This window comes from Wenjunlia vitaminophila DSM 41686 (assembly GCF_000380165.1).
Taxonomy (GTDB): Bacteria; Actinomycetota; Actinomycetes; order Streptomycetales; family Streptomycetaceae; genus Wenjunlia; species Wenjunlia vitaminophila.
The window spans coordinates 1-24,118 of the sequence record NZ_KB904704.1; the positions used below are offsets into that span (position 1 = coordinate 1).

The window sequence follows — 24,118 nt, forward strand, 5'->3', positions numbered from 1 at the left end:
CCCGCGGAGCGGGATATCACGCGCTGGCGCGCGTGAAAGAGAATGCCTCCGCTGCGCTCCGGCGGATTCCCCCGCAAGCGGGGAAATCGAATTCCGCAAGCGGAATTCTAGAAGCGACACCATTCGCGCAAGCGCGAATGGTGGGACACCCGCGCTTGCGCGGGTGTCTAGGCTGGCAGCAAGGGGCGGTGTATCGCGCTCGCGCCTGTGTAGGGCTTGGGAATCCCAGCCACCACCCTGGTAACGATCGTGACGAACCATCGGCCTGACGGAGTGCCAGCCTCACAGTGACGGGCTCCGCTGCGCTCCACCCTCGAAACCGGCCTGCTCACGTTCACTAATACCCCGCCAACATACCGCATGAACTATGCGAGCGGGGCGAGATTCGACCCTACAGGGGCGAACCATGTTGTGCGGCTGATGCATCACGGATCCGACTGTGTACCATCTGGGTACAGACAGCAGCACCCTCGGCCCCTCGCGCCGCGCTGGACGTTCTTTTCTGATTGCGCGCCGAGTCCGCGAAAAGGAGACCACGGGAATGGCTAGGAAACTGTTTCCTCACCAGATTGAGGCTGTGGCAGCCATTGTGCGCGGTCTCGATGTCCCGCCGGGCGGCATTCCCTTCAATGGTCTGCGCGGGCAGGTGCACGCCGCGTGCGGAACGGGAAAGACCATCATCGCGGCGGCCTCCGCGAAAAAGATTGTGCCCCGGGGCCGCATTCTCGTTGTGGTGCCGACCCTGGATCTCCTGGCGCAGACCGTGAAGGCGTGGAGTGACGCCGGGCACAAGGGGCCGGCGGTCATGGTGTGCTCGCCGCTGGACGATCCGGAGCTGTGGCACCTGGGAGTCCGGTGCACCACCAATCCCGTGCAGCTGGCGCTGTGGCACGGGACGGGGCCGGTGACCATCTACGCCACCTACGCGTCGCTGGGCGTGCTCACGGAGGCGTTCGAGGGCGCCTACGGCCAGAAGCTCGCCCCGGTAGACCTGGCGGTGGTCGATGAGGCGCACCGGACCAGTGGATCGATGGGTAAGGCGTGGGCGGACATCCATGACCAGACGAAGATCCCGGCGTACCGCCGGCTGTACCTGACAGCCACGCCCCGGATCTGGCAGGAGCGGCCTCCGCACTGGGAGGTCGCGGAGGGGGTACGAGACGCGCTGCCGCGGGAGATGGCGGCCTCCATGGACGACGAAGCCATCTTCGGGCCGGTGCTCTACAAGCTCTCGCTCGCGTCGGCGGTGTCACGCGGTCTGCTGGCGCGTTACCAGATCATCGTCCTGGAGCTCCAGGACCCGGTCGTCACCCCGGAGAAGCTGATGGGCGAGGAGCGGCACAGCGAGAAGGTCCGCGGGGAGCGCCTCGGGGCCCTCCAGGCCGCGCTCCTACACACCATGGCGCAGCACGGGCTCCAGACCTGCATCACCTTCCACCACCGGACCATAGAGGCCGCGGCGTACGCGGAGGGCCTTCAGCGCGTCGCGGCCAAGCTGCACGCCAACGAGCCGGAGAAGTACCCGAAGCGGATCTGGGCGGACTGGCTGTGCGGCGACCACGCCCCCGAGCACCGGCGCCAAGTCCTGGGCAGCTTCGGGACCACGGCGCAGCGAGCTGTGCTGTCGAACTGCCGCGTCCTGGGCGAGGGCGTCGACATCCGGGCCGTGGACAGCGTCGCCCTGCTAGACCCCAAGGGCGCACCGCACGACATCGTGCAAGCCATCGGCCGGGCGCTGCGGCAGAAGCCCGGCGAGGGCAAACTGGCCTCATTGATCGTGCCGGTATTCCTCCAGCCCGGAGAAAAGCCAGAAGACATGTTCACCTCCGGGTCCTACCGGCCCTTGGTGAAAGTCCTCGAAGGACTACGCGCGCACGACGAAGAAGCCATCGAACTACTCGCCATTCCGCAGGAGCCGCAGAAGAACGTGGCGCAGCCGTCCGAGTACATCGGACCGCCGCCCGAGGAAGGCGAGGAAGAATCCCGCCTGCTGCTGCGCTTTTCCGCTCCGCGTGACCCCATGATGGTCGCCGACTGGGTCAGCTTCAACGTGATCGACACCGAGCGGCAGGACTGGGCGCGCGGCTGGGCGAAGCTGAAGGCGTACGTCGAGCGAGTCGGGAACGCCAGAGTGCCCTACGGACACCGGGAGGGCGCGACACCCCTCGGGCAGTGGGTCGCGGAGCAGCGACGGGCCTACGCAGCGGGGCAGATGAGCGGCCTACGCGCCCGACGGCTGGAGAAGCTGGGCATGGTCTGGAGCCTCGCGGACGAGCGGTTCCAGGAAAACCTGGAGGCCGCGAAGGCCTACTACGAGCAGCACTGGACGCTGTGCGCGCCCCGGTCCGCCACGGCGCTGGGCCGGCCGATCGGACAGTGGCTGTCCAACCTCCGCCGGCCCGGCGCTCTGGACGGGCACCCCGAGTGGAAGACCGCGCTGGAGGCCGTGGACAAGGACTGGAACCCCGCCTGGCCGCCCGACTGGCAACGCCACTACGCCGCACTGCGCGAGCTCATGCGCGACGAAGAAGGCCCAGCCGACGTCATGCCCGGCGTCACCGTCCACGGCATGGACATCGGCAAATGGCTGACCCGGCAGCGGACGCCCGAGGTGTGGGCGGCCCTGGCCGACGGGCAACGCGAGCGCCTGGAGGCCCTCGGCGTCGTCCCACTCGCCCCGGAGCCGGAGACGCCTGCCAGGGCCCCCAAGACAGCCGTGAACACCTTCGACCGGGGCGTAGCAGCCCTGGCGCAGTACAAGAACCGCACCGGCTCCGTGGGGCCCATCAGCCGCTCCCACATCGAGGTCCTGCCCGACGGGACCAAGGTCAAACTCGGGGTATTCCTCTCGAACACGAAGTCGAGACGCGGGAAACTCACCACCGAACGACTCCAGACACTCGCCAACCTCGGACTCGAATGGGCAGCGGCGTAACGGCCGGAGACGAAACAATGACCCACGGATGGGGCCTGCCGAAACAGGCAAGCCCCACCTGTGTGTCCGCCTCCAGGCTGGGAGGTGACAGACCTCTTCAGACAGCCGTGGCGGTGCTGGTGAACACCGCGCAGAACCGCGAACGGACGCACTCACTGATGCCCCCTGGCACCGGCTCCGCCCCGCGGCACCCGCCAGGAACCACCAAACACGCTCCGCACACCCAAAGGGCTCCGCATAAAGGTCAGAAAACAGAGAAAACATGGTGAATACAGCGTGGCTGACAGGCCCCAACGTCACTGCAATGTAGAGGGTGTCCAGCCTGCCCGTTTCCCGCCGCCCCGTTCCGCCTAACGCCCTCGCGGCCGCCAGAGGCTGGCGACGGCTCCCGTTCTTCGCCCCGGGGTAGTGCTGTCCGTGAGTGTGAACAACGGCGGCCATGGCTGGGCCTCGGCTCTGCCAGTCGTTGCGGACCATGTAGGAGTGGGAACCGAGTACGCCAGGAAGGGGCTGCATCGCCGGTGCTGGCGTGCTCGCCGCCGGCACCGGCGTCTGGCTCGCACGTCACCTCCGCGCGGTTGTTGGCATCCATCTGGCTGCGGCTCCGGAACCAGCTACGCGTTCTGGGTCAGGAGACCGGCGTCGATGACCTCAGCGATCAGGGTGGCGCCGCGGCTGTTCTGGTGGATGTGGTCGGTCGTGAGCACGAGGTTTCGGCGCCGCGAGATCGTGTCGAGGTTGCGGCGAAGCACGGCGTGTTGGACGAGGACGCCGAGGCCCGCTGCGGGGGTCACCTCGCGGTAGGGAATCGGCGGTGGGTCCGCTTGGCGCAGTTCCTCGATCTGGCGTTCGTGGAGTGGAAGGTAAGTCACCTCGTTGGTGGTGGCGACTTCGGCGATCATCCGGCTGTACCGCTGCGATGCCTGCGCCGCTGCTCCGTCGAGTTGTTGGCCGAGAACCGGGAGTGACAGCAGACCGATCGTCGCGTCGGTCTCCGCCCGCAGTCGTTCGACGACGGCTCCCAGGCACTGCTGGAACCAGCCGGCTGACGGGCGTTCGGGGAGCTGTTTGCGCTTCATGGCCTTATCGACGCGGTAGCCGGCAAGGCTCGCTCGGGCGTCGTTGGTCCCGATCAACACGGTGATGACGTCGGGCGGGTTCGCGATGACGGCGTCGAGGCTCCGCAAGAGGTTGTAGGCGAAGTCACCGTTGGCGCCGAAGCGGGCAAGCTGCAGATCGCCGGGAGGGTGGCGTCGTCGGAGGAGGTCCAGGTAGTCGACGCTGATCAGCGCGCGGGTGAGGCTGTCGCCGAGGCAGGCGATGCGCGTCGTCATGGTGCTTCCGGTCCCGGCACGCCGACGCGTTCGGTCGGGTGGGTGTCGGTGCGAGGACGGTGGTCGGTGCCGAGGCTGGCGGTGATGGTCAGGATGGACGTCGGCCCGGTCATGTCGACCGCGTGCCATACCCCGGCCGGGTTGATGGTGGCCTCGCCGGGCCCGAGCAGAATGCGGTCGGGCACTCCGTCCAGGTCGCGGGTGACCGTCACCGACCCGCTGAGGCAGACGACCAGTTCGTCGCCGGCGGGGTGGCTCTCCCAATGGTCGCCGAGGCCGTCGCCGTCGAAGATCATCACCATCCGGCCCTCGGCGCCGTCTGCCGCAACCGCGACGCTGTAGGCCTGGAGCGCCTCCGGGGCCCAGGCGAAGCCCTCGACGGGTTTCGCTGTCGATCCCAGTCCGAGGTGCACGGGGGTGGTCCGCAGGTCGATGGCTTTGTGTTCGTTGACGAGTCTCATGCCGACGATCGTCACACCGCAGCGGCCGAGTGGTCTTGAAGGAATGGGAACACAATCCGACGCGACGGGCGGTCGGCGACTACCCGGTCCCGAGGAGGACCTCGCTGTGACGCCAGGCCGTGGGCGTTCGGCCCATGAACTCGCTCCAGTCCCGCACGAGGTGGGCCTGGTCGGCGTAGCCGGAGATGGTCGCCACATCGGCCCACGGGAGCCGGTCCCGCGCCGTCGCCAGGTCGTGCGCGTGCTCGAAGCGGAGAACGCGGGCGAAGGTTTTCGGCGACAGGCCCAGCTCGCCACGGAACCGTTCGGTGAGGTGCCGGCGGCTCCAGCCCAGTTCCGCGGCGACTGCACCGACCTGGACGCAGCCCCGCGCGGCGACGAGGCGGCGCCAGGCCTCGGCCACCTCGGGGCGCATCCGGCGCACACGGTCGCTGCAGGCTCCACGACCAACAGCTCGCAGGAGCAACTCGTCCAGTACGGTGAACCGCGCCGCCCATGTCGATGCCGCTAGGAGCCGGTCGGCCAGTTCGACGCCAAGCGCTCCGAGAAGCTCGTCCAGTGGGACCAGTCGGTGGGCGAGGACAGCGGCGGGCATGCCGTAGATGGCCCGAGCCCCCAGCGGTGTCAGCGCCACCTTCACACCTTGCTGGCGTCCGTCGTGGTGGACCGCGACGGACCGGCACATCAGACCGCCGGCCACACTGCCGAATCGGGTGACCGGTGACCCGTCGCCAACGCCCGCCGCCACCTCCAAAGGGTCTGACAGGCTGATCACCGCAGTGAGAACGCGACTCGGCGGGCCGCAGTGCACCCCCGCCGCGAGCCCGCGAAGGTCGAAACCGACATACGAGTCGACGTACCGCCGCAAGGCGGGCGCCGGACGTGCACCGATCCCGGTGGCCATGCGACCTTCCTCCCTACTCGGAGTACGAGCCGGTGAGCCCGACAAGGTCATCAACTGGACCGCCGTGCCGTTTGCCAGTCCGGTCCGCGTCCACCACGCACGGCACGTCCTCGGCCAGCCCCAGCACCCACGCAGGTGAGCCGGCGAGGACCCGGGAACCTGGTCCAGCCTCGGGAAGTACCTCAGGTACGAACCGCGGGTACGCGGTGCGGTCGATCGACGTCACTGACACCCCGAAGGAACACGACGCGACAAAGACCCGAGCAGCCTAACCGGCGCGGCGCCCAGTAGTGGCGGCGGGGCTGGCCGGGCGGCGGCCAGCACGCTTCCGGCGGAGCGGCCCGGGCGCAGCCGACCCGTAGTTCGAGGGATCAGGTCGTCGTCCCGGGGTGGTGGACTCTTCTCGGTTGCGTGTCATAAGGCCTGTGTAGGGCCTGCCAGGGTGCGCGACCGACTGGCGGCCCGATCCGTCTCACCCGGTGGCACAGGACATCAGAGCCCCTTCCGCCCGCCGGGCCGAACGCCCCCAGACGGTCCAGACGTTCGTAGAAGGCCCACACGAACCGGGCGCGGTTCTCGGCGCAGTATGTGGTGCCCTGGATCGCTTGGGAGAGGCGGCTGACGGATTCGCGGGGGATGACTTCGGCGAGGGCGCCGCGGCCGTTCAAAGGAGGTTCGACGAACACTGCACTGGCCAATTCCGGAACAGACCACCACTGATTCGGGAAAACACCACCAAGATTAACCATCTGAAACGTCGACTGACCAGGACAAAGACGAGTCAGCATCAGTGGTGGGGAAACCCGAACATCTCGGTGACCTCTTCCCCGAACCTCACACTTGTCACCAGGCCGGCACGCTGCTTGTCACCATGAGCGCGCAAGGCATCACTGTTGTCACCGGAAGGCGCCCACCCTGAGCTGTGCGGGAGCCTCGTCACCAAGCATGCTCGACAGCCGTCGTGCCATTGCTGGCGAGTTCTGTCAGCCCGTGCCGGTGTTGTGGCTCTCGTACGCGTCGCGGGCGGCCAGCAGGGTGGGCATGTGCTCCTCCGCCCAGCGCCGGCCGGCTGCGATGAGTTCGAGCAAGGTGTGGCCCAGCGCGGTCAGTTCGTACTCCACTCGCGCGGGGACCTCGGCGTAGACGGTACGGGTGATCAGCCCATCGCGTTCCAGCGCCCGCAGGGTCTGGGTGAGCACCTTCGGGGTGGGGGCGCGCAGGGGGATCCGGAGCTCGGAGAACCGCCGTGGCCCCTGCTCCAGACACAGGATGACCATGGCGGACCATTTGTCGCCGACCCGGATCGGCATCGCACTGCTCGGACAGGCCGGATGGAACATGTCGGGATCAAGCGGTTGCACCAGTACCCCCGCGGTAGCCAGATATCCTTGAAGTAACCATTATGTCCTGCACTACCTTCGCGTCGGCGGCGCAACCGATCGTCGCCTCTCCGGATCATTGATGCGAGGGAAGCATGCGTGCTGTCCGATTCCATGACTACGGATCACCCGCCGTACTACGCGTCGACGAAGTGCCCGTCCCCCAGCCGGGCCCCGGGCAACTGCTGGTCCGGGTCACCGCCGCGGGCATCGGATTCGCCGACGTCCAGATACGGGCCGGCCTGATGCGACAGACTGCCCTCCCCGATCTGCCGATGCCGTTCTCGCCGGGCTTTGAGGTGGCGGGCACCGTGGCGGATGTCGGGCCCGGCGTCGATCCCGCAACGGTCGGCAGGCGGGTGGTGAGCACCACTTCTGGTGGCGGTTACGCCGAAATGGCGGTGGTGTCTGCCGCCGCAGCCCTGCCCTGCCCTGACGCCCTTGATGACCACCAGGCTCTGGCACTGCTGGGTCAGGGTTCGACCGCAGTCGGGGTGGTCCGGGCCGCAGCACTGCAAGCAGGCGACACCGTCCTGGTCGAAGCTGCTGCAGGTGGTGTCGGCAGCCTTCTGGTGCAGTTGGCCAGGCATGCCGGCGCTACTGTGATCGGCGTTGCCCGAGGTGAGAGGAAACTGGCCGTGGCCAAGCGGCTCGGGGCACACACAGTGATCGACTACACCGCGCCGGACTGGCACGAACACGTACGCGATGCGGCACGCGGCAGCGTGCAGGTGGTCTTGGAGACCACGGGCGGTTCGGTGTCGGAGGCCGCGTTCGACCTGCTGACCCCTGGCACAGGCCGCATGGTCATCTATGGCATGACCAGCGGGCAGGCACCGCGCTTCGACCCGCTCGCGGTGTATCACCGAGGCGTCTCCGTGACCGGATTCGCCTCCATGGCACTGACAGCGGACCAACAGACCCGACTACGCGACGAGGTATTCGCCCTGGCTTCCAACGGTGCACTCAAGCCGATCATCGGTGCCGTCCTGCCGCTGTCGAAGGCCGCCGCAGCGCACCAGGCGTTTGAGGAACGCACCACCATCGGCAAAACCCTCCTCACACCCTGAACACCCACTATCAATGCGAGCCCCGCCGCGGCGCACCGACGACGGTTTCGGCCAGCCGGTGACAACAGGCCTGCCTGTGTGACAACTATCGTGCTTCAGCTCAGTGCGCCGGTTCGGAGCCCCCGACACAGGTGGGCAGTCACAGCTCGATCTGGATGTGCTCCACATCAGTGAGCTCCCTGCCCAGGCCGTCAGCCACGATCTGCTGGAGCTGCTCGGGGGCGTCCCGCTCGCGGGTGGTGAACAGTTGGTCGGCGTACTAGGCCGTGTATCGAAAGTGGATCTTGGGCTGTGAATGATTACGGTTCATGGGGCGTGGAGATCTCACGGACGCACAGTGGGCGGTGCTGGAGCCGTTGTTGCCGAAGGGTGTCAGGTCGGGGCGGCCGCCCGTCTGGCCTCGGCGGCGGCTGATCGACGGCATACGGTTCCGGGTCCGGACCGGTGTTCCGTGGCGGGACGTGCCCGTCGAGTACGGGCCGTGGGGCCGGGTCTACGACCTGTTCCGCCGATGGCAGCGGAACGGAACCTGGCACCGGATCCTCACCCGGCTCCAGGCCCTGGCCGACGCGAAAGGCCACGATCGTCTGGGACCTGAACGTCGACTCCGCGGTGTGCCGCGCCCACCAGCATGCGGCCGGGGCCCGCAAGCAGGGCGACCTGCAGAAGGAACCACCGGGCGGAATCTTCGTCGAGCCTGGTGATCACACCCTTGGACGCTCGCGCGGCGGATTCACCACCAAGCTGCACCTGGCCGTCGAACGGGGCCAGAAGCCCATGGCAATCGTGCTCACGGCGGGACAGTACGGTGACTCGCCGCAGTTCGAACCCGTGCTGGAGAAGGTCCGCGTGCCCCGCATCGGGCCGGGCCGGCCGCGTGTCCGCCCCAACCGAGTCCGGGCGGACAAGGCGTACGCCTCCCGCAAGAACCGCGCCTACCTGCGCCGCCGCGGAATCCGCTGCACCATCCCCGACAAGGCCGACCAGGCTCGCAACCGCCAGAGGCTCGGCTCCCGCGGCGGCCGGCCGCCACGTTTTGACGCGGTCGACTACCGCGAGCGCCATGCCGTCGAGTGCGGGATCAACCGTCTCAAGAGACACCGTGCCGTCGCCACCCGGTACGACAAGCTCGCCGTCCGCTACGAGGCGACCGTACTGGTCGCAGTCCTTAACGAGTGGCTGTGACGGGCGCCCTGCTGAAACCATGCGCCGGTGAACTCAGAACTCCCCGCCGGATGGACGATCGAGCGCGCGCGCGCTCTTTCCGGAGACCCAAGCGCCGCCCCGCTCTCCTGCGATCGGCTCGTAGTCGTCGAGGTGGCCGGCCAGGGCGACTACGAGCCGCTTCGTCCCGATGTGATTCTTGCGTTCCATGAGTTGTGCCTCGTGAGGGACGACGGTGAGTGGTTCATGGGGCAGCTCGACGATGACGGCTCGGTGATCTGCTGGGCCTCCTACGGATCCGACCTGGCCGAGGCCATCCGCAGTCTCTGAACGACACCCCGCACCTTCAGTCACTTTCGCAACAGCCCCTAGAAGGTCGGTGAAGATCTTGGGGTTCTGGCGCCGGTGCGTGAGCGGTGGGCCAGACTCGTTGTTGTGGTGATGGGGGAATGGGCCGGGGAGACGGTCGGGCCGGATGTGTGGGAGACCTGTCAGGAGTTGATTCCGGCCGGGAGTGTGTTCGCGTTTCTGGCCGGGCATCGTGGTGCGCTGTTCCCGGTGGAGATGTTCGCGGACATGTACCCGTCGGCGAACGGGCGGCCGAGCATGCCGCCGCAGATCCTGGCCGCCGCGGTCACGCTGCAGGTGCTGCACGGGCTGTCGGATTTCGAGACGGTGCAGGAACTGCGGTGCGATCTGCGGTGGAAGGCCGCGTGTGGTCTGGGCTTGCACGATATGGCGTTCGATCCGTCGTTGCTGGCCTACTTCCGGCGCCGGCTGGCCCGTTCCACCCGGCCCAACCGTGTCTTTGAGGCGGTGCGGGAGGTGGTGAGGGCCACCGGTGTCCTCAAGGGCAAGCACCGGCGGGCGTTGGATTCCACCGTGCTGGACGACGCGGTCGCCACCCAGGACACCGTTACCCAGATCATCGCCGCTGTCCGTGCGGTCATTCGCGAGGTCCCCGGCGCCGACGCGGTCGCCGCCGCGCAGTGCAGCGCGCATGACTACACCGATCCGGGCAAGCCCCGCATCGCCTGGAACGATGAGCAGGCCCGTGCCGAGCTGGTCGACGCACTGGTCACGGATGCGCTGCGGCTGCTGGGCCATCTGCCCGAACAGCAACTCGGCGAAAGGGCAGCCAACGCGGTGGGCATCTTGGCCCTGGTCGCCGGCCAGGACGTCGAGCCCGCCGAGGACTCCGACGGCCGCGACGGACGCTGGCGCATTACCCGGGGCACCGCTCCGGGCCGCATGGTCTCCACTGTCGATCCCGAAGCCCGGCACGTCCACAAGACCCGCAGCCACCAGCAGGACGGCTTCAAGGCCCACCTGGCCATCGAGCCAGAGACCGGTTTATACACCGCTGTCGCTCTGCGGCCCGGCGCCGGAGCCGAACACCATGAGGCCGCCGTCGGCCTGGACCTGCTTGCCGACGAGGGCAAGCCGCTGGACGTCTTCGGCGACACCGCCTATTCCACCGGCGATGTCCGCCAGACCCTCCACGAGGCCGGACACCGGCTGTTCCTCAAACCCGCACCGCTGCGGCCCGCCGTTCCCGGCGGCTTCACCCTCGACGACTTCATCATCGACACCACCGCCGCCATCGTGACCTGCCCGGCCGGACACACCGTGCCCTTGTCCGACCCCGGCGGGCAGCACCACCAGCGCAAAGCGTCCTTCGGCAACGTATGCACCAGATGCCCTCTGCGTGAGCGGTGCACCAAAGCCAAGGCCGGACGCATCCTGACCATCCGACCTCACCACGACCTCCAGACAGCCGCCCGCCGCCAGGCCGCCACCGACCCCGGCTGGCAGGCCGACTACCGCCGCTGGAGACCACCGGTCGAACGCGCCGTCGCCTGGCTCGTCCAGGCCAGCAACCGCCGACTCCGCTACCGCGGCACCATCAGCAACAACACCTGGCTCCACACCCGAGCCGCCGCCCTCAACCTCCGCCGACTGATCAACCTCGGACTCACCCACACCAATGGCACCTGGCACCTCGCACCAGCCAGTACATGACCGCAGGGGCCATCCGGCCCCACAGCCGGACAGCCCCTCACCAAGATCTTCATCGACCTTCTAGGTGTATTGACCTGAAGCGTTGTTCACGCGGCTGATTGGTGGGTGGCCGCCGAGTGCGGTGTGGCAAGGGCGACCACAGGATCGGTGACCTGGTAGGTGATCCGGTAGGCCAGGACATCGGTCGCGGTGTCCAGCCAGTCGTGGGCGTTCCGGGAGGGCGCCATCGGGCCGAGCGCGGTGACGAACCACACCGGCAGTAGCCCCGCGCCGCTGAGCGCGTCGGAGAGCCGGCTGCGCAGCCGAAGCCGCAGCTTCGTGTTCGCCCGCTGGCCCGTGTCGATCACCTTGGCATTCTTTGCCCGTCGGGCGTCGTCAGCCTCCAGCTTCTGCCGGGCTTCCTGCGCGCTGGTCGTCAGGCGGCTGATCCGGCGGTGGACGTCCTGGGCCTTGGGCGCGGACGTCTTGAAGTCGAGTTCGGCCGCCTTCCGCTCCGCGTCGGCGGCTTGTGCGGTGGCCAGGACCGCCGCGGCGCGCAGCACCGCGCTGCGGTGCTGGCTCCGCTCGTCCGTGGCGTGCTTGAGCTGGCGACCGGCCAGCTGCAACTGCGAGCGCTCGTAATCCGTCAGCAGGCTGGCACGGGCGTCGAGGCCCTTGTTCACGGTGACCGCCAGGGCGTGCAGCTCACCCCCGCGGTCCTCGTCAAGGTTGACGACGACGGCCCCCTTGGCTTGGCGTAGATACCGTTTCAGCGCCGCCACCCGGGTAGTGAGCCGGCTCGTGGCCGCTTCGATCTCCGAGATGCTGTTCTCAAGGTCATTTTCGACCCGTTCGGTCTCTTCCTTGGCCTCCCGTACGTCGCTCGAGGCTGTCAACGCGGCGGGGAATGTCCTCCAGTTGGTCGATGGCGTCCTGGACCACCGACAGCTTGGAGCTCACCTCGGACAGAGTGTGCTGGAGGCTGGTTTCAAGGCTTTGGACCTTGCGGTCCAGGCTCGTGTGCGACCCTTCCAAGCTCACGCTGCCGCCTTCCCTTCCTGCGCGTGTGAGACGTCGGCGTCGGCCTCCAGGACGAAGCTGCCGATCCAGCCGATGGCCGCGGCAATCCAGAACCATCCGGACAGCACACCGAAGACGAGCAGGGGCACCAGCACGGTGACCGCTCCCAAGACGCCCGCCGCGACCCGCAGTTTCCGGTGCCCTTGTAGCGAGGCGTCCATCCCGGTGGCCAGGAGACCGAACAGCATCTGGAAGACGGCGAGAGCGACCCAGCCCCAGCCGATCCAGCCGGTCAGCGGCGCCAGACCGAGCAGCACAGCCCCGAATACGTGCACCCATCCCGACCAGGTGAGGGCGGTCTTGCTGACCTGCCGGTGTGGCTCTTCCCGTTTCGCCGGGGCCTTGGCTTCGTATTCCAGCAACGCCGATCCGGCGTTGACCAGTTGCGCGAAGAGCGCCTCATACCGCGGATGGTCTTCAGGCAGGCCCTGTAACTCCTGGAGCACCGAGCTGATGTCCGCCTGGGAGCCAGCGATTTTGCCGGCCACCTCGTGATCGATCTCGCCCACTCACACTCCCTGTGACGACTCGCCGACGGGACATTTCCCGGCAACGGCCCACACCAGTTGCAAACTGATTAACCTTACCGGCCTGCGTCCGCAGCGAGCTGGGCAGTGATCAAACGTGGCCGAATCCGGTGTGAAGAGCTCGGATGTCCGGGCACCTTGTCGCGGATACCCGAGTGGGCCCGCTCTGCGCTGCGGACCACCGGGCCACGTCCAGCATCGTCGGCATGCTCTGCAGCGGGCTGTCCTCGCAGGCGGCCTCGGTGGGTGTTTAGAAACTCGGGCGCTTCCAGTCATCGGTCACCTTCAGGAAAATGGGCGGTGTGACAGAAGATCAGGCAAACGATCAACTAGAGACTTCGAAGGTCTCAGAACATCAAATCATCATTACGGGCGACCGCAGCTGCTCGGTAGTCGCTGCCGGCGACAACGTCGTGGTCGAGGTAGCGGCAACGGCAGTTGTCACCGCTGCGGTGCTGCCCTTCGTCCAGGCTCTGGCCACCCAGGCCGGCCAACGAGCTTTCGAAGCCGCGCGTAGTCTCGCCACATCACTGGTCAGGAGACCCCAGCAGGATCACCCACGCCATTTCATCCTCATAGTCCAGGACGAGGGTAGCCCCGTCACTTTTCAGGTGCCGCCCGGTCTCCCTGACGCGGCCCTCCAAGCCCTCGCTATCACCGACGTCGAGGAACTCGCGGCCCCGGACCCGAATGGCGGTGAGGTCAAGATCTATTGGAGCCCTGCGACAGCCCAGTGGCAGCGCACAGTTGGCTGACGTCGACGGCCAGCCGATCCAGTTCCCGCCCTTCGGCGACGAGCTGCTCGTCACGCTCCTGGCAGCCGATATCCAGCAGTTCCCACCACTGAACATGCTGATCAGCAGACCATCCATCACGCCAGAACCCGCTGCCGATCAACCCACTGCCACAGCAACGCACATTCACACGGTCCGTGCAGCCCCGCCGCCGGCCGCCCCGGGCCACCGAGTAGCCCGCCGGCCCGAGGCGGGCGGGAGCTTGCCCGAAGGCTTGCCCACGGGCCAGTCACAGCAGGAGCAGCGGAGTCCCGGACTTCCGGTTTACACCTGTGTCCATGCAGGTCAGCAGAGATGTACGCCCACCTGTGCGCGGCTTGCCGAGGGTCCGCCGAGAGCTTGCCGCCCCTGACGCCGGGCCAGCTTCGGCGGGGGGAGTTCAAGTCCCCCCACCGACACTCCGCCTGCGGGAAACAACTGAGCCCCTGCCGGTGGACCTGCCCCGGGCCGGGGCGGCGCCGAGGTAGCCGGAGACCGTCCTCGAGGGCGGCGGGACACCTCGGGCCGAACATCCCCGCGCCGGGGAGCGCTCGCCGACGGCCCGGTCAGGGTCTGCCGGTGGGCCGCCGCACGTCTCAGCCTCCGGTCCCGGCACTGACCACCAGAACCACCATGGTCATCATCAGTTCCGCACTGGCGAGAGCGATCCCCAGCGGGGCAACCGCCGCCGGCCGCCGGTACGCCAGGTAGGCCAGCCCGAAGCTGATCATGAGGCCCGTCACGGCCGCTTCCATCACGACCGCGAGCGCGAGTGTGGACATGGGTCCCCCCTCGGTTGGGCACGCCGGTCTGGCGTGCGTGCACGGTGACGATGAGGGATACAGGGGTTATCCCCGCAACCCCCTTGTGAACAGGGCGAACGTCGGCCGGCGCGGCCCATACACCAGCAGGGGCAAGCTCCGCAACCTCCGCCCGTGGGGCCCCGCCACCGGCCGAGCAGCACGGCCAGAAGTACAAGCCCGCCGGCCAGCAGCGGCGACGCGAGGCCCCCCTTGACCAGCCCGTCAGAAAGGCGTCAAGGGGTGTTGTGCTCGCCGGTGCAGCGCCGCGCCTGGTGCTGGAGGACGAGGCGCGGTGGCGACTTCCCCTTCACGGGCGGCTTGCCCATCAAGTCGCCCTACAAGTAGCCCATCAAGTGGCCCTTCAAGTTGCCCCGGCCGACCGGGCTCGGCCAGCGAAACCGCAGATCAGGGCAGGTGGCCAGGGGGCAAGAACGCCCGAACTACTTCCCTGGGAGACCACCCCCGGGCAGTACCGGCCTCGGGTCCCGCCGGACCCCGGCGCCTCGCCGCGGGCCGGCCGGCCACGGCTGGGAGGAGAGCTGGGGGCTCCGTCGAGGAACTCAACGGAGAAGCGGTTGAGGCAGCGAAGCAGTTCCTCAGCAAGAGGTCTGTAGCCGAGGCGGAAGACTGACCCGGGGTTCGTTCTCGCCATCGGGAACGGTCAACAGCGAGGTGATCCGCGCACTCAACGTGGCCGCGTCACAGAACCTGAGCCAGAGCCACGACTCGTGCACATAGCCGTCCGACAGCCGGTCCCTGCACGAGTAAGTGCCTGTTTCTGAGTCGGGTGATGGGGTGTTGGTGTTGGGTAGGTGCGAGCTGTGGTCGGGTGTGTGCTGGCAGGAGGGGGCGCGGTATGGAACCGCTGGCGGCTGGAGACCCGGTACGGGTGAGCGATTTCGCGTTGCGCGGCCGGCTGGGCGCAGGCGGGATGGGGGAGGTGTTTCTGGGCTGGTCGCCGGGTGGGAAGGCGGTGGCGGTGAAGGTGGTACATCCGCATCTGGCACGGCAGGCGGAGTTCCGGCGTCGTTTCCGGCAGGAGGTGGCCGCCGCGCGGGCCGTCAGTGGCGCGTTCACCGCGCCGGTGGTGGCGTCCGGTCCAGAGGATGATCCGCCGTGGATCGCGACGCTCTACGTTCCCGGGCCGTCCCTGGCCGAGGCGGTGGCCAAGGTCGGCGCGTTGCCGGAAGGCTCTGTGTGGCCACTGGCGGCCGGGTTGGTCGAGGCGTTGCGGGCCATCCACGCAGAAGGTCTGCTCCACCGTGATCTCAAGCCGTCGAACGTGTTGCTGGCCGCGGATGGTGCGCGGGTGATCGACTTCGGAATCGCCCGGGCGATGGACACCACCGCGCTGACGGGAACTGGCACGACGATCGGCACGCCTGGCTTCATGTCCCCGGAACAAGCCGAAGGTGACCAGGTCAGTTCGGCCAGCGATGTTTTCTCCCTTGGTGCCGTGCTCGCCTTCGCCGCCACCGGTGGCGAGCCTTTCGGCCAGGGCCCGCCTCTGGCGGTCCTTCACCGCGTTGTCAACGGCGAGCCACGACTGGACGGGCTGCACGGCCCGGTACGTTCTTTGATCACCTCGTGCCTGGCCAAGAACCCCGCTGACCGACCCACCACCGGGCAACTCCTCGATCGGATCACCTCCCACTGGCAACCGCCCGCGGATTTCCCCGACACCCCGCCGTGGCCCCAGGCCGTGACCGCCCTCACGGACGCCCACGCCACACCCGCCACTGCGCTGTACACCGTGCACGACGCCACCCAGCCCTCCCACCATTCCGCGCCGACGCTCACCGCACCCCCACAGGGCGCCCAGACACACCCTGCCCAACGACCACCAGAGACGGGCCCCGACCCCCGCCCCACGCGCGAGCCGCAGCCTGACACCCTGGCCGCACGCTTCCGGCACGCCCAGCAGCTGGGACAAGCAGGAGAGCATGCGCAAGCGGCCCAGTTGTTCGCGGAAGTCGCCGCCGACCGGGCCCGCGTACTAGGGGCAGACCACCCCGACACGTTGGACGCCCGCTTCAACCATGCCTGGCAGCTGGGAGACAAGGGCGATAACGCTCAAGCGGTACGGTTGTTCGCGGAGCTGATCGCCGACCGGGCCCGTGTGCTGGGAGCGGACCACCCCGACACGTTGAGAACCCGCCATCTCCATGCCTATGTGCTGGGAAACGCGGGAGAGCCTACGGAGGCGGCCCGGTTGTTCGCGGAGCTGGTCGCCGATCGGACGCGCGTGCTGGGGGCAGACCACCCCGACACGTTGGGCGCCCGCAGCCTCCACGCCTCCAACCTCGGAGCGACGGGGAAACATGCCGAAGCAGCCCGGCTGCTGGCCGAGGTCCTGGCCGACCGGCTACGTGTCCTGGGAGCGGACCACCCCGACACCCAGGGCACCCGAGCTCCCCATGCCTGGCAGCTGGCGTGTGCGGGGCAATACGCGGAGGCCGTCCGGTTGTTCGCGGAGCTGATCGCCTACCGGGCCCGTGTGCTGGGGGCGGACCACCCCGACACGTTGAAAGCCCGCTATCAGCATGCCTATGTGCTGGGAAACGCGGGGGAGCCCGCGGAGGCGGCCCGGTTGTTCGCGGAGCTGGTCGCCGATCGGACGCGCGTGCTGGGAGCGGACCACCCCGACACGTTGAGCACCCGCAGCCTCCACGCCTCCAACCTCGGAGCGACGGGAAAACTCCGCCAGTCGGCCCGGCTTCTGGCCAAGGTCCGGGCTGACCGGGTACGTGTCCTGGGACCAGACCACCCCGACACCAAGGGCACTCCGACACAATGAGCCGAAGCTCAGGAGTTGCCACCAGCGGGACCGGCTGAACTGGCGAATGGGGACGGTCGAGGCAGCCTGGTTGTCACACACGAGGCATCCGACTTGTCACAGACGCTCATTCAGCAGTCTTTCTGTCACCAGAAACGAAGATCGGGAGCCCGAGGTTCTCCGTGGCGCTTCCATGAGCTCATGGCCGCTCCACGTGCTGGGTCGGGAAGGGTAGTCGAGGCCGCTGACACCGGGTCCGTCTGGTCGCATCGGTGCAACTGGGAGGACCTTTTCGTGTCGACGGACGTCGATGCGGGCAGGTCGGGTCTGGATCTGGGTGACGGCTGGACGAGGCGGTGGGCGGTCTCGTGGCGGGCCGGTGGGGACGATGCGTCCTGCTCGGTGCACGATCTCGTACACGAACCGGTGCTCACGAGCGATCCGATGCGGCACTTCACCCGGCGCCGGGACCAGCGGCACCGTCCTGGCCTGCAGTTTCTGAACAGCACTGGCCGTCACCACGGCGCGGAGAGCCTGGAGGAAATCCGGGTGCTGCTGGCCCTGGACTTCGCCGGCGACGTGGTCGACGTCGTATCGCAGCCGCTGAAGATCTCCTTCGCCACCTGCGGGAAGCGCCGGGCCCACACCCCTGATGACCTGGCGGTGACCCGTCGCGGCGTCTGGCTGATCGACGTACGCCCGGGCCTTTGATCAAGGAGTCGGATCGGGAGTCGTTCGCTGCGGCCGCCGAGGTCACCGTCGCCTGCGGCTGGCGCTATGCGGTGGCCGCCCGCTGGCGCGAGCAGGCCTTCGCGGGCCTGGATGCGATGGCGTCGCGGCGCCGGCTGAGGTCCGATCCTCTGGAGCTGCGGCCGGTGCTGCTTGCTGAGGCCGGGGGCGGGCGGAGGTTCGGCGAGCTTGCGGCGGCGACGGGCTGCAAGCCGGTCGCCCTAGCCCAGCTGCTGCACCTGCTGTGGTCCCGGCAGTTGGGCGTCGACCTGGACGGCCCGCTCCAGGACGGCTCGCTCGTGGTGCCGGCCAGGGAGGCGGGCCGGTGACCGCGGCGGCGGTGCTGGGCCATTCCTCCGGCGCCGGGCTGGTGCTGGACGGGACGGAGTGGATCGTCGAGCGGCGCGAACCGCACCTGGGCCGGGTGCAGTTGGTGAAGGACGGCGGCACCCGCGAGCGGGTGACCTTCCGGTTCCTGGTTAACCATCCGCAGTGCCGGTCCTCGTCGCGGACGTCGGCGGCGGGGGCCGACCGGGGCCGCCAGCGCACGGCGTCCGAGGACCTGAAGGCGGGCCGGCTGGAGCTGACCGAGCTGCGGATGGCCCACCTGCTGGAAGTGGCGACCGGGTTCCGTTCCGGTGACCCGTTCCACCCGGGTCCGGGTGAGCCGAGAGCCCAGTACGACCCGGCGACGACGACGCTCACCGAGCGCCGGCACGCGAAGGTGGCGGAGCTCGCGGACCTGGATCCGCAGCACGCGAGGCTGCTGGGGCTGGGCTCGGTCAGCTACCGCACGCTGATCCGGTGGGAGAACGCCCGCCGCCGGTTCGGGCTGGTCGGCTGGGCGGGCGACCGGTGGCTGCGCCGCAGCGGCGGAACACGGACGGTTCCCGAGCCGGTGCGGGAGGCGGTCCTGGCGGTCCGCGAGGCGACGAAGCGGATGGCGAAGGTGTCGATGCGGACCAAGGACCGCATGATCCGCCAGTACGTCCGCGAGGAGTTCGAGCCCGAGACGAAGGTGCCCAGCTACGACACCCTGCGCCGGCTGTGGCAGGAGTGGTTCGGCCCCGGCGGCGCCCGGCAGCGCTACGCCAGGTCGGCCGATCTGCCCGGAGTCGGAGGCACGTCCTGGCGCACCGGCCGGGCCAGATCGTCGCGCTGGACACCACGGTGCTGCCGGTGATGGTCCGCGAGCATGTGTTCGGCGATCCGGTGAAGATGCACCTCACCCTGGCCCTGGACGTCTGCACGCACTCGCTGGTCGCTTTCCGGCTGACGCTGGTCTCCGACACCTCGGCGGACGTCGCGATGGTGCTGCGGGATGTGACGATGCCGCTGCCGATGCGGGCGGACTGGGGCGAGGACCTGGAATGGCCCTACCCGGGCCTGCCGGCCGCGGTGGTAGCCGAGTTCGCCGGGCACGCGGTGGCCCACCTGCCGTTCTTCACTCCGGAGACGGTGACCACCGACCACGGATCGGTCTATCGCAACCATCACCTGGTCGGAGTCGAGCGGGTGCTCGGCTACCAGGTCCTGCCCGCGCGGGTGCGGCGGCCGACCGACAAGGCCGCCGTCGAGCGGGCGTTCGGTGTGATCCGGCAGCTGCTGTTCGAGCATCTGGTCGGTTACACCGGCGTCGACATCGCCGATCGTGGAGCCGATCCGGCAGCGGATGCAGTGCTGATGGCCGACCAGCTCGAGCACCTGATCGCGACCTGGATCGTTGGCGTCTGGCAGAAGCGCAAGCTGGGAGAGTACGCCCCGGCCTGGGATCCGGACGGTTCCCACAGCCCGAACTCGCTGATCGCGGCGTCGTTCGCGCAGACCGGCTTCGCGATGGACATCCCCTCCCCGGAGCTGTTCTACGAGTTGTTGCCTGCCCACGACGTCCGCATCGACAAGCGCCGCGGGGCGAAGATCCGCGGACCTTGGTACGACGACGCCGACGTCCTGCGGGACTACCGCGGCGAGCTGTCGACGCGGGGCGGCAAGCACAAGGGCAAGTGGCTCATCCGCCGCGACCCGCGGGATCGGCGCCAGGTGTTCTTCCAGGACCCGATCAGCTATGCCTGGCACCCGCTGCCCTGGACGGGCATGCCCAGGGCCGGGCAGATGCCGGCCTTCGGGGACGCGCGGCGGAATCCCGCCCACACAGCACCTGATCTGGGACAACGTCTTCAAGAAACAGCGCAGTACATGCTCAGAGCGTTTCCAGCTCGCCGCCGACACGATCGTTCCCACCTTCAGACGCACCGGCAAAGGCGGACTCCGCCTCCCCTCCACCGGCGTCGGCCTGCGACCCGAACACATCCCCGCGTGCTTGCACCAAGACCTCGCCGAACGCCACCTCGGCACCCTCGCGGACACCACGCCCAAGATGCACCGACGCGCGGCCTCGGTCTTCCTCGTCCGGCGCGCACGCGGCGGCCGCCTGGACAAAGCCGCCCAGTTCCTCGGGATCAACCCCGAGAACAAGAGGCTCGGCTACACGCAGCTGCTGAACCGCCGCCTCCGCACCAGCGGCACGGCCCGCGACTTCGAAAGGGCCCTGGACGCCATCACCGCCGAGCTCCTCGCAGGTCCCGCCATCGACTACCAACACCGACGCGAGGCCCTCGCCACCTGGACGCTGGAACCCGAGAACTGGCAGCACACGCTCACCCGGCTCCCGGACCTCACCAGCCACCGAAAGCCCCTCAGCGACAACCGCAGGCACCTGGCCGTCAGCGCCTACACCTGGACCCGCGTCACCCAAGGCGAACCCGACTTCGCACCCTGCCCGCCGCACATCGCCCCCGACCCCGCCCTACGCGCCGTCTGGACCCGGGAGCGACACAACGTGTTTCACTGGCCTCGCACCACTGACCACCAGCCCTACTACGGCGCCCTCAAGCCACTACTCGACGACCAGCCCGAGCACCTGGCCAAGGCGGTCGACCGCACCGGGTCTTCCGCTCTGTCTGTCCCCGCAGCCCGCAAGACGCTAGCGTCAAGTCCGTGATCGTATGGCTCAACGGCACGCACGGCGCGGGCAAGACGACGACCAGCGCGCTCGTCCAGCAGCTGATTCCGGACTCTCGGGTGTTCGACGCCGAGAAAGTCGGCGAGACGCTCATGGACATCAAGCCAGGATTGCCCGCGACGGACAACTTCCAGCACTGGCCGCCATGGCGACCGCTCGTGGTCGAGACCGCCCGACGCGTCCTCGACTACACCGGCGGAACCCTGGTGATGCCCATGACCGTCCTGATCGAGCAGTACTGGCGCGAGATCAGCTCGGGCCTTGCCAAGCACGATATTCCAGTCCGGCACTTCGTCCTCCACGCCGACCAGGACACTCTCCGCGCGCGCATCGCGGGCGACACCGTTCTCGGCCCCGACTCCCCGTTCCGGCTCCAATACCTTGAGCCCTACGCCGAGGCGGCCCGCACGTGGCTGCACGCCGAGGCCGAAGTCGTCGACACCACCCACCTCACCCCCGCCCAGGCCGCCCAGCAGATCGCAGAGGCCGTCAAGAGTTGAGAGGACACCCTTCCAGCTCCGCACCTCGCAGGTGACAACAAGACCGCCTATGTGACAACTACCGTGCTTCGGCTCAACACCATGAGCGCCGATCGTTGTCGGACCACAGAGATCAGTACTCCAGGTCCAGGTAGTCGATGTCGTTGATGGCCACGTCCGACAGTCCCGTGGCGCGGACACCGCCGTCCTGGACATACACCTCCTTGAATCCTCCGGCGATGAATCTGCCGCATCTACTGGTCACTGGCTCCGGCGTCGCGGGCAGCGAACAAGCAGCGGGCTCACTCCGGAGAGAGGTGCACGGTCAGGCGACGGAACCGTCCGTCGTCGGTCGTGCCGACCGGCGCGGTGCAACCGAACCTGGCCCTCGTCTCCACCGTGATCCCCGTGGTCGTGGCGGCTCGCTTACGGGCCCGGGCCCGGACCCGCGGCTGCCACACCTTGCGTACTTCCCGGCTCAAGGCCTCCCGTAGCCGCTGCCGGGGCGCTTTGCGCTGCCCGGCAAAGTATCCCGCTCCACCAAACGGGGCCGGTAGGAGCCAGGCCGCCCTCATCCCCAAGAGCCGGACCCGCTCCGCCACCGGGGCCTTCCGGAACGGATATGACTGGAACAGCGCTCAGTCCGAGGCCGGCGCGGGACACTGGGCTCGTGACCACAGCCAGCCAACCCCCACGCGACCGTCTCGGCCGAGGCGTCCACACCCTCATCCCGCAGACCACCGCCGCCTCCTCGGACCTGACGGGAAGGTGAGCTACGCGGCGCACCGACGTGGGTACCGCTCGCAGCGGCGGCCGGCCCCAGGACCGGCCGCCTGTGAGAGCTGCCGGAACGGCTGCCCGGGGTCGGCTACGCCCTCCCGCACCGTCAGAACGCTGAGCCCCCGCCCGCCGGGCTTGCGCCGACCGCACCGGTGCCCGGCCCTGCGACGGCTCCGAGCAGCCGGTAGGCCCGCGCACCGGCAACACCATTCGCTTGTGTCACCGGTGCGTAGAGCAGGCCACGCGCACCGTCCTCACTTACGAACACGTGCGCGGTGCCCATGCCGGGGGGCGGAGCCGCCCGTAGCCGGTCGGCGGTGGCCTCAGCCCATCGCGCGGCATGGGACGCCGGCTCACTCTCGGCGCGCGCGACGACGATCACGTCGGTCGTGTCGTCGCCGGCGCCGTCCGGCACGACGGTGTGCGCCAACCGGTAGCGGACCAGCCCGGGACGCCGGATCCCCGGGATCTCGCGGTCGATGCGGCCGACCATCTCAGCCCGGTGTTCGCGCACGAAGGCAAGGTGGGCATCGTCGCTGGTCCACTGCGCGACACTGAGCAGCACACGCCCGTCCGCGCTTGCGAAGCAGCTGAGCCGCAGGAAAGCCTCGGGGCGAAACCTGGCCGACAGCTCGTCCCACTCCCCAAGCAGTGCACGGCCCGCCCGGTCCTGACGGTCCGGCGTGTCCACGATCCACTCGCTGATCAGCGTGGTCCCGGCGTCAGCCCGGGCTAGATCTGGCAGCTGAGACGTTGTCACCAAACCTCCAGTCGTCACCGTGTACCCAGCATGGAACGTCAAGCGCGGTTGAGGTCAAGCCGGGGCTGGGGTAGACGACGCAGTCGGACAGCACCGCGAGCGGGAACAAGCCCGTCATCCTCGCCATGTTGTTGAGCTTGCGGTGCAAGTTGACCCGGGCCACGGCGATGACCGCGGCGCGGATGTCCGGGCGCCAGGTCGGGCGCCGAAAGGGCAGGCCACCGCTCGCCGTCCTTGTAGTGGCGGACCTGGGGGCGCTCGCGGAGCTCACCCACACCGCCCTTGACGGTGGCCTTGATCGCCGTCAGGACGGCGGCCAGGGCCGGGTCTACCTGCTTGTGCTGCTCCATCGCGGCGAGGAAGGCCCGGTCGTCCAGGTCGCGGGTGACGCCGAGGTCGGCGAGGGTGTCGACGTAGGCGGTCTTCAGCCGGTCGTGCCACGGATCCAGGTACGCCCCGGTCTCCCGCCGCAGGTACACCCTCGAGCGGGTGAACGTTGTAACCGAGTTCCTGGGCGTAGGCGACGGTGTGCGTCTGGTACCAGGCCGGGCCTGTTGGACGTTCGCCGCTCGGGGTGAACGGTGAGGGCAGCCGCGGGTCCAGCTCGATGTGAGACAGGTCCACCAGCCAGGAGCCGGGAATCTTCGGGTTGAACGTCGGGACGTGGACGTGGACGGGGGCGGACAGGCCGACGGTGAGCCGGGCCGCGGCGGCGAGGAACGCGGTGTTCAGGTCCAGACCGACCGCGTACGGCAGCACGCACTCCTGATCGGTGAGCGATTCCACCGGCCGCACCCACGGGTACGCCTCCTCGTTCAGGAACCCGCCCGTCCAGCCGGACTGGACGACAACGGGGTGCTCGAGGATGGCCTCCGGCGGCGCCGGGTCCACCGGCTCCGTCCCCAAGCTGCCAGGGTCGCAACCACTGACCCAGTTCCCGGCCCCTTCGTCCCGCACCGCACGCGTGGGCAGGCGCAGCGCTGCCACCAGTTCCAGGCCGCACACGGCGGTGGAGCCGCGCCGGGGTGATGACGCGTTGGGCATAGATGCCGAGGACGCGGGCGATACCGGCTGATGCCATGTCCGCAACGCCGGGCCACGACCGAGTACCCAAAGCACCCCACGACAGGATCGCGAGCTG

23 protein-coding genes and 1 pseudogene are annotated in these 24,118 nt (G+C 68.6%); 12 read left to right on the forward strand and 12 right to left on the reverse strand.

Features of this window, described 5'->3' with window-relative positions:
• Window positions 1–541 precede the first annotated feature (541 nt).
• Window positions 542–2,935, forward strand: a complete 2,394-nt coding sequence (locus tag A3IG_RS0123180) for a DEAD/DEAH box helicase (RefSeq protein ID WP_026220580.1) — start codon at window positions 542–544, stop codon at window positions 2,933–2,935.
• Window positions 2,936–3,549: 614 nt separating this feature from the next.
• Here A3IG_RS0123180 and A3IG_RS0123185 read toward each other — a convergent pair.
• The 4 genes from A3IG_RS0123185 to A3IG_RS0123200 all read right to left on the reverse strand — a co-directional run bounded on the left by A3IG_RS0123185 (window position 3,550) and on the right by A3IG_RS0123200 (window position 6,944).
• Window positions 3,550–4,269, reverse strand: a complete 720-nt coding sequence (locus A3IG_RS0123185; RefSeq protein ID WP_018385986.1) for an SGNH/GDSL hydrolase family protein — start codon at window positions 4,267–4,269, stop codon at window positions 3,550–3,552.
• Window positions 4,266–4,730, reverse strand: a complete 465-nt coding sequence (locus A3IG_RS0123190) for a cupin domain-containing protein (RefSeq protein WP_018385987.1) — start codon at window positions 4,728–4,730, stop codon at window positions 4,266–4,268. Before A3IG_RS0123190 ends, A3IG_RS0123185 begins: the two co-directional genes overlap by 4 nt.
• Window positions 4,731–4,809: 79 nt before the next feature.
• Window positions 4,810–5,634 carry an AraC family transcriptional regulator gene (locus A3IG_RS0123195; RefSeq protein ID WP_018385988.1) on the reverse strand — a complete coding sequence of 275 codons (825 nt, stop codon included), beginning with the start codon at window positions 5,632–5,634 and terminating at the stop codon, window positions 4,810–4,812.
• Between the two features lie 983 nt (window positions 5,635–6,617).
• The gene (locus A3IG_RS0123200; protein ID WP_018385989.1) at window positions 6,618–6,944 is read right to left on the reverse strand and encodes a winged helix-turn-helix transcriptional regulator; all 327 of its coding nucleotides are present in this window, start codon (window positions 6,942–6,944) and stop codon (window positions 6,618–6,620) included.
• Window positions 6,945–7,108: 164 nt separating this feature from the next.
• On the opposite strand from A3IG_RS0123200, the gene A3IG_RS32990 reads away from it, so the two are divergent.
• The 4 genes from A3IG_RS32990 (at window position 7,109) to A3IG_RS0123220 (ending at window position 11,269) form a co-directional block, all read left to right on the forward strand.
• Entirely contained in the window at window positions 7,109–8,083 is a 975-nt protein-coding gene (locus A3IG_RS32990; protein ID WP_026220582.1) for a quinone oxidoreductase family protein, read from the forward strand.
• A gap of 308 nt (window positions 8,084–8,391) precedes the next feature.
• Window positions 8,392–9,268, forward strand: a protein-coding gene (locus A3IG_RS30975) for an IS5 family transposase (protein ID WP_201787505.1) whose coding sequence is annotated in 2 segments (ribosomal slippage) — window positions 8,392–8,664 and window positions 8,666–9,268 — 876 coding nt in all. Because the reading frame shifts where the segments join, the coding sequence is not laid out codon by codon here.
• A 27-nt stretch (window positions 9,269–9,295) separates the two neighbouring features.
• Window positions 9,296–9,577: a hypothetical protein gene (locus tag A3IG_RS0123215; RefSeq protein WP_018385993.1), complete on the forward strand. Its 282-nt coding sequence runs from the start codon at window positions 9,296–9,298 to the stop codon at window positions 9,575–9,577.
• A gap of 111 nt (window positions 9,578–9,688) precedes the next feature.
• Window positions 9,689–11,269 (forward strand): IS1182 family transposase, encoded by a 1,581-nt coding sequence (locus A3IG_RS0123220; RefSeq protein ID WP_078500879.1) that lies wholly within the window; start codon window positions 9,689–9,691, stop codon window positions 11,267–11,269.
• 86 nt (window positions 11,270–11,355) lie between these two features.
• Here the strand turns inward: A3IG_RS0123220 and A3IG_RS34650 are convergent, their stop codons facing one another.
• Both A3IG_RS34650 and A3IG_RS0123230 read right to left on the reverse strand, forming a co-directional pair.
• Window positions 11,356–12,144, reverse strand: coding sequence for a hypothetical protein (locus A3IG_RS34650; RefSeq protein WP_018385995.1), 789 nt, complete (start codon window positions 12,142–12,144; stop codon window positions 11,356–11,358).
• 141 nt (window positions 12,145–12,285) lie between these two features.
• Window positions 12,286–12,837, reverse strand: a complete 552-nt coding sequence (locus A3IG_RS0123230) for a hypothetical protein (protein ID WP_018385996.1) — start codon at window positions 12,835–12,837, stop codon at window positions 12,286–12,288.
• A 320-nt stretch (window positions 12,838–13,157) separates the two neighbouring features.
• Between A3IG_RS0123230 and A3IG_RS33910 the strand changes: the two genes are divergently transcribed.
• Complete coding sequence (locus A3IG_RS33910; protein ID WP_104530835.1) at window positions 13,158–13,610, forward strand: hypothetical protein; 453 nt, start codon at window positions 13,158–13,160, stop codon at window positions 13,608–13,610.
• Between the two features lie 614 nt (window positions 13,611–14,224).
• Here the strand turns inward: A3IG_RS33910 and A3IG_RS0123240 are convergent.
• Window positions 14,225–14,410 carry a hypothetical protein gene (locus A3IG_RS0123240; protein ID WP_018385999.1) on the reverse strand — a complete coding sequence of 62 codons (186 nt, stop codon included), beginning with the start codon at window positions 14,408–14,410 and terminating at the stop codon, window positions 14,225–14,227.
• An 877-nt stretch (window positions 14,411–15,287) separates the two neighbouring features.
• Between A3IG_RS0123240 and A3IG_RS33010 the strand changes: the two genes are divergently transcribed.
• From A3IG_RS33010 to A3IG_RS35455, 4 genes are all read left to right on the forward strand, one after another.
• Complete coding sequence (locus A3IG_RS33010; protein ID WP_018386000.1) at window positions 15,288–17,228, forward strand: serine/threonine-protein kinase; 1,941 nt, start codon at window positions 15,288–15,290, stop codon at window positions 17,226–17,228.
• Window positions 17,229–17,609: 381 nt separating this feature from the next.
• The gene (locus tag A3IG_RS35445; protein ID WP_236719185.1) at window positions 17,610–17,918 is read left to right on the forward strand and encodes a hypothetical protein; all 309 of its coding nucleotides are present in this window, start codon (window positions 17,610–17,612) and stop codon (window positions 17,916–17,918) included.
• Complete coding sequence (locus A3IG_RS35450) at window positions 17,915–18,265, forward strand: hypothetical protein (RefSeq protein WP_236719184.1); 351 nt, start codon at window positions 17,915–17,917, stop codon at window positions 18,263–18,265. Before A3IG_RS35445 ends, A3IG_RS35450 begins: the two co-directional genes overlap by 4 nt.
• Window positions 18,262–19,119, forward strand: coding sequence for a hypothetical protein (locus A3IG_RS35455; RefSeq protein WP_236719183.1), 858 nt, complete (start codon window positions 18,262–18,264; stop codon window positions 19,117–19,119). Before A3IG_RS35450 ends, A3IG_RS35455 begins: the two co-directional genes overlap by 4 nt.
• Here the strand turns inward: A3IG_RS35455 and A3IG_RS35460 are convergent.
• Window positions 19,023–19,640 carry a hypothetical protein gene (locus A3IG_RS35460; RefSeq protein WP_236719182.1) on the reverse strand — a complete coding sequence of 206 codons (618 nt, stop codon included), beginning with the start codon at window positions 19,638–19,640 and terminating at the stop codon, window positions 19,023–19,025. The two genes, A3IG_RS35455 and A3IG_RS35460, sit on opposite strands and share 97 nt — an antisense overlap.
• A 616-nt stretch (window positions 19,641–20,256) precedes the next feature.
• Between A3IG_RS35460 and A3IG_RS34655 the strand changes: the two genes are divergently transcribed.
• The gene (locus A3IG_RS34655; RefSeq protein WP_018386002.1) at window positions 20,257–20,937 is read left to right on the forward strand and encodes a hypothetical protein; all 681 of its coding nucleotides are present in this window, start codon (window positions 20,257–20,259) and stop codon (window positions 20,935–20,937) included.
• Window positions 20,934–21,458 (forward strand): nucleoside/nucleotide kinase family protein, encoded by a 525-nt coding sequence (locus tag A3IG_RS0123260; RefSeq protein ID WP_018386003.1) that lies wholly within the window; start codon window positions 20,934–20,936, stop codon window positions 21,456–21,458. The genes A3IG_RS34655 and A3IG_RS0123260 overlap by 4 nt, the downstream gene beginning before the upstream one ends.
• A 112-nt stretch (window positions 21,459–21,570) precedes the next feature.
• On the opposite strand, the gene A3IG_RS36015 is transcribed toward A3IG_RS0123260, so the two are convergent.
• The 4 genes and pseudogenes from A3IG_RS36015 to tap all read right to left on the reverse strand — a co-directional run.
• On the reverse strand, window positions 21,571–21,702 hold the full coding sequence (locus tag A3IG_RS36015; protein WP_407701040.1) for a hypothetical protein: 132 nt from the start codon (window positions 21,700–21,702) through the stop codon (window positions 21,571–21,573).
• 37 nt (window positions 21,703–21,739) lie between these two features.
• Window positions 21,740–22,012 carry a telomere-protecting terminal protein Tpg gene (gene tpg, locus A3IG_RS36020; protein WP_407701041.1) on the reverse strand — a complete coding sequence of 91 codons (273 nt, stop codon included), beginning with the start codon at window positions 22,010–22,012 and terminating at the stop codon, window positions 21,740–21,742.
• 311 nt (window positions 22,013–22,323) lie between these two features.
• On the reverse strand, window positions 22,324–22,908 hold the full coding sequence (locus A3IG_RS0123270; RefSeq protein WP_236719181.1) for an antibiotic biosynthesis monooxygenase: 585 nt from the start codon (window positions 22,906–22,908) through the stop codon (window positions 22,324–22,326).
• A 127-nt stretch (window positions 22,909–23,035) separates the two neighbouring features.
• Window positions 23,036–24,118, reverse strand: a pseudogene (gene tap, locus A3IG_RS31010) (telomere-associated protein Tap); the annotation flags it as partial.

Excerpts from the sequence above, each read along its gene's own strand:
- tpg (WP_407701041.1), bottom strand. The coding sequence starts at position 22,012 with ATGAGGGCGGCCTGGCTCCTACCGGCCCCGTTTGGTGGAGCGGGATAC.
- A3IG_RS0123185 (WP_018385986.1), bottom strand. The coding sequence starts at position 4,269 with ATGACGACGCGCATCGCCTGCCTCGGCGACAGCCTCACCCGCGCGCTG.
- A3IG_RS0123240 (WP_018385999.1), bottom strand. The coding sequence starts at position 14,410 with ATGTCCACACTCGCGCTCGCGGTCGTGATGGAAGCGGCCGTGACGGGC.
- A3IG_RS0123220 (WP_078500879.1), top strand. The coding sequence starts at position 9,689 with ATGGGGGAATGGGCCGGGGAGACGGTCGGGCCGGATGTGTGGGAGACC.
- A3IG_RS0123180 (WP_026220580.1), top strand. The coding sequence starts at position 542 with ATGGCTAGGAAACTGTTTCCTCACCAGATTGAGGCTGTGGCAGCCATT.
- A3IG_RS0123190 (WP_018385987.1), bottom strand. The coding sequence starts at position 4,730 with ATGAGACTCGTCAACGAACACAAAGCCATCGACCTGCGGACCACCCCC.
- A3IG_RS0123200 (WP_018385989.1), bottom strand. The coding sequence starts at position 6,944 with ATGCCGATCCGGGTCGGCGACAAATGGTCCGCCATGGTCATCCTGTGT.
- A3IG_RS33010 (WP_018386000.1), top strand. The coding sequence starts at position 15,288 with ATGGAACCGCTGGCGGCTGGAGACCCGGTACGGGTGAGCGATTTCGCG.
- A3IG_RS0123195 (WP_018385988.1), bottom strand. The coding sequence starts at position 5,634 with ATGGCCACCGGGATCGGTGCACGTCCGGCGCCCGCCTTGCGGCGGTAC.
- A3IG_RS32990 (WP_026220582.1), top strand. The coding sequence starts at position 7,109 with ATGCGTGCTGTCCGATTCCATGACTACGGATCACCCGCCGTACTACGC.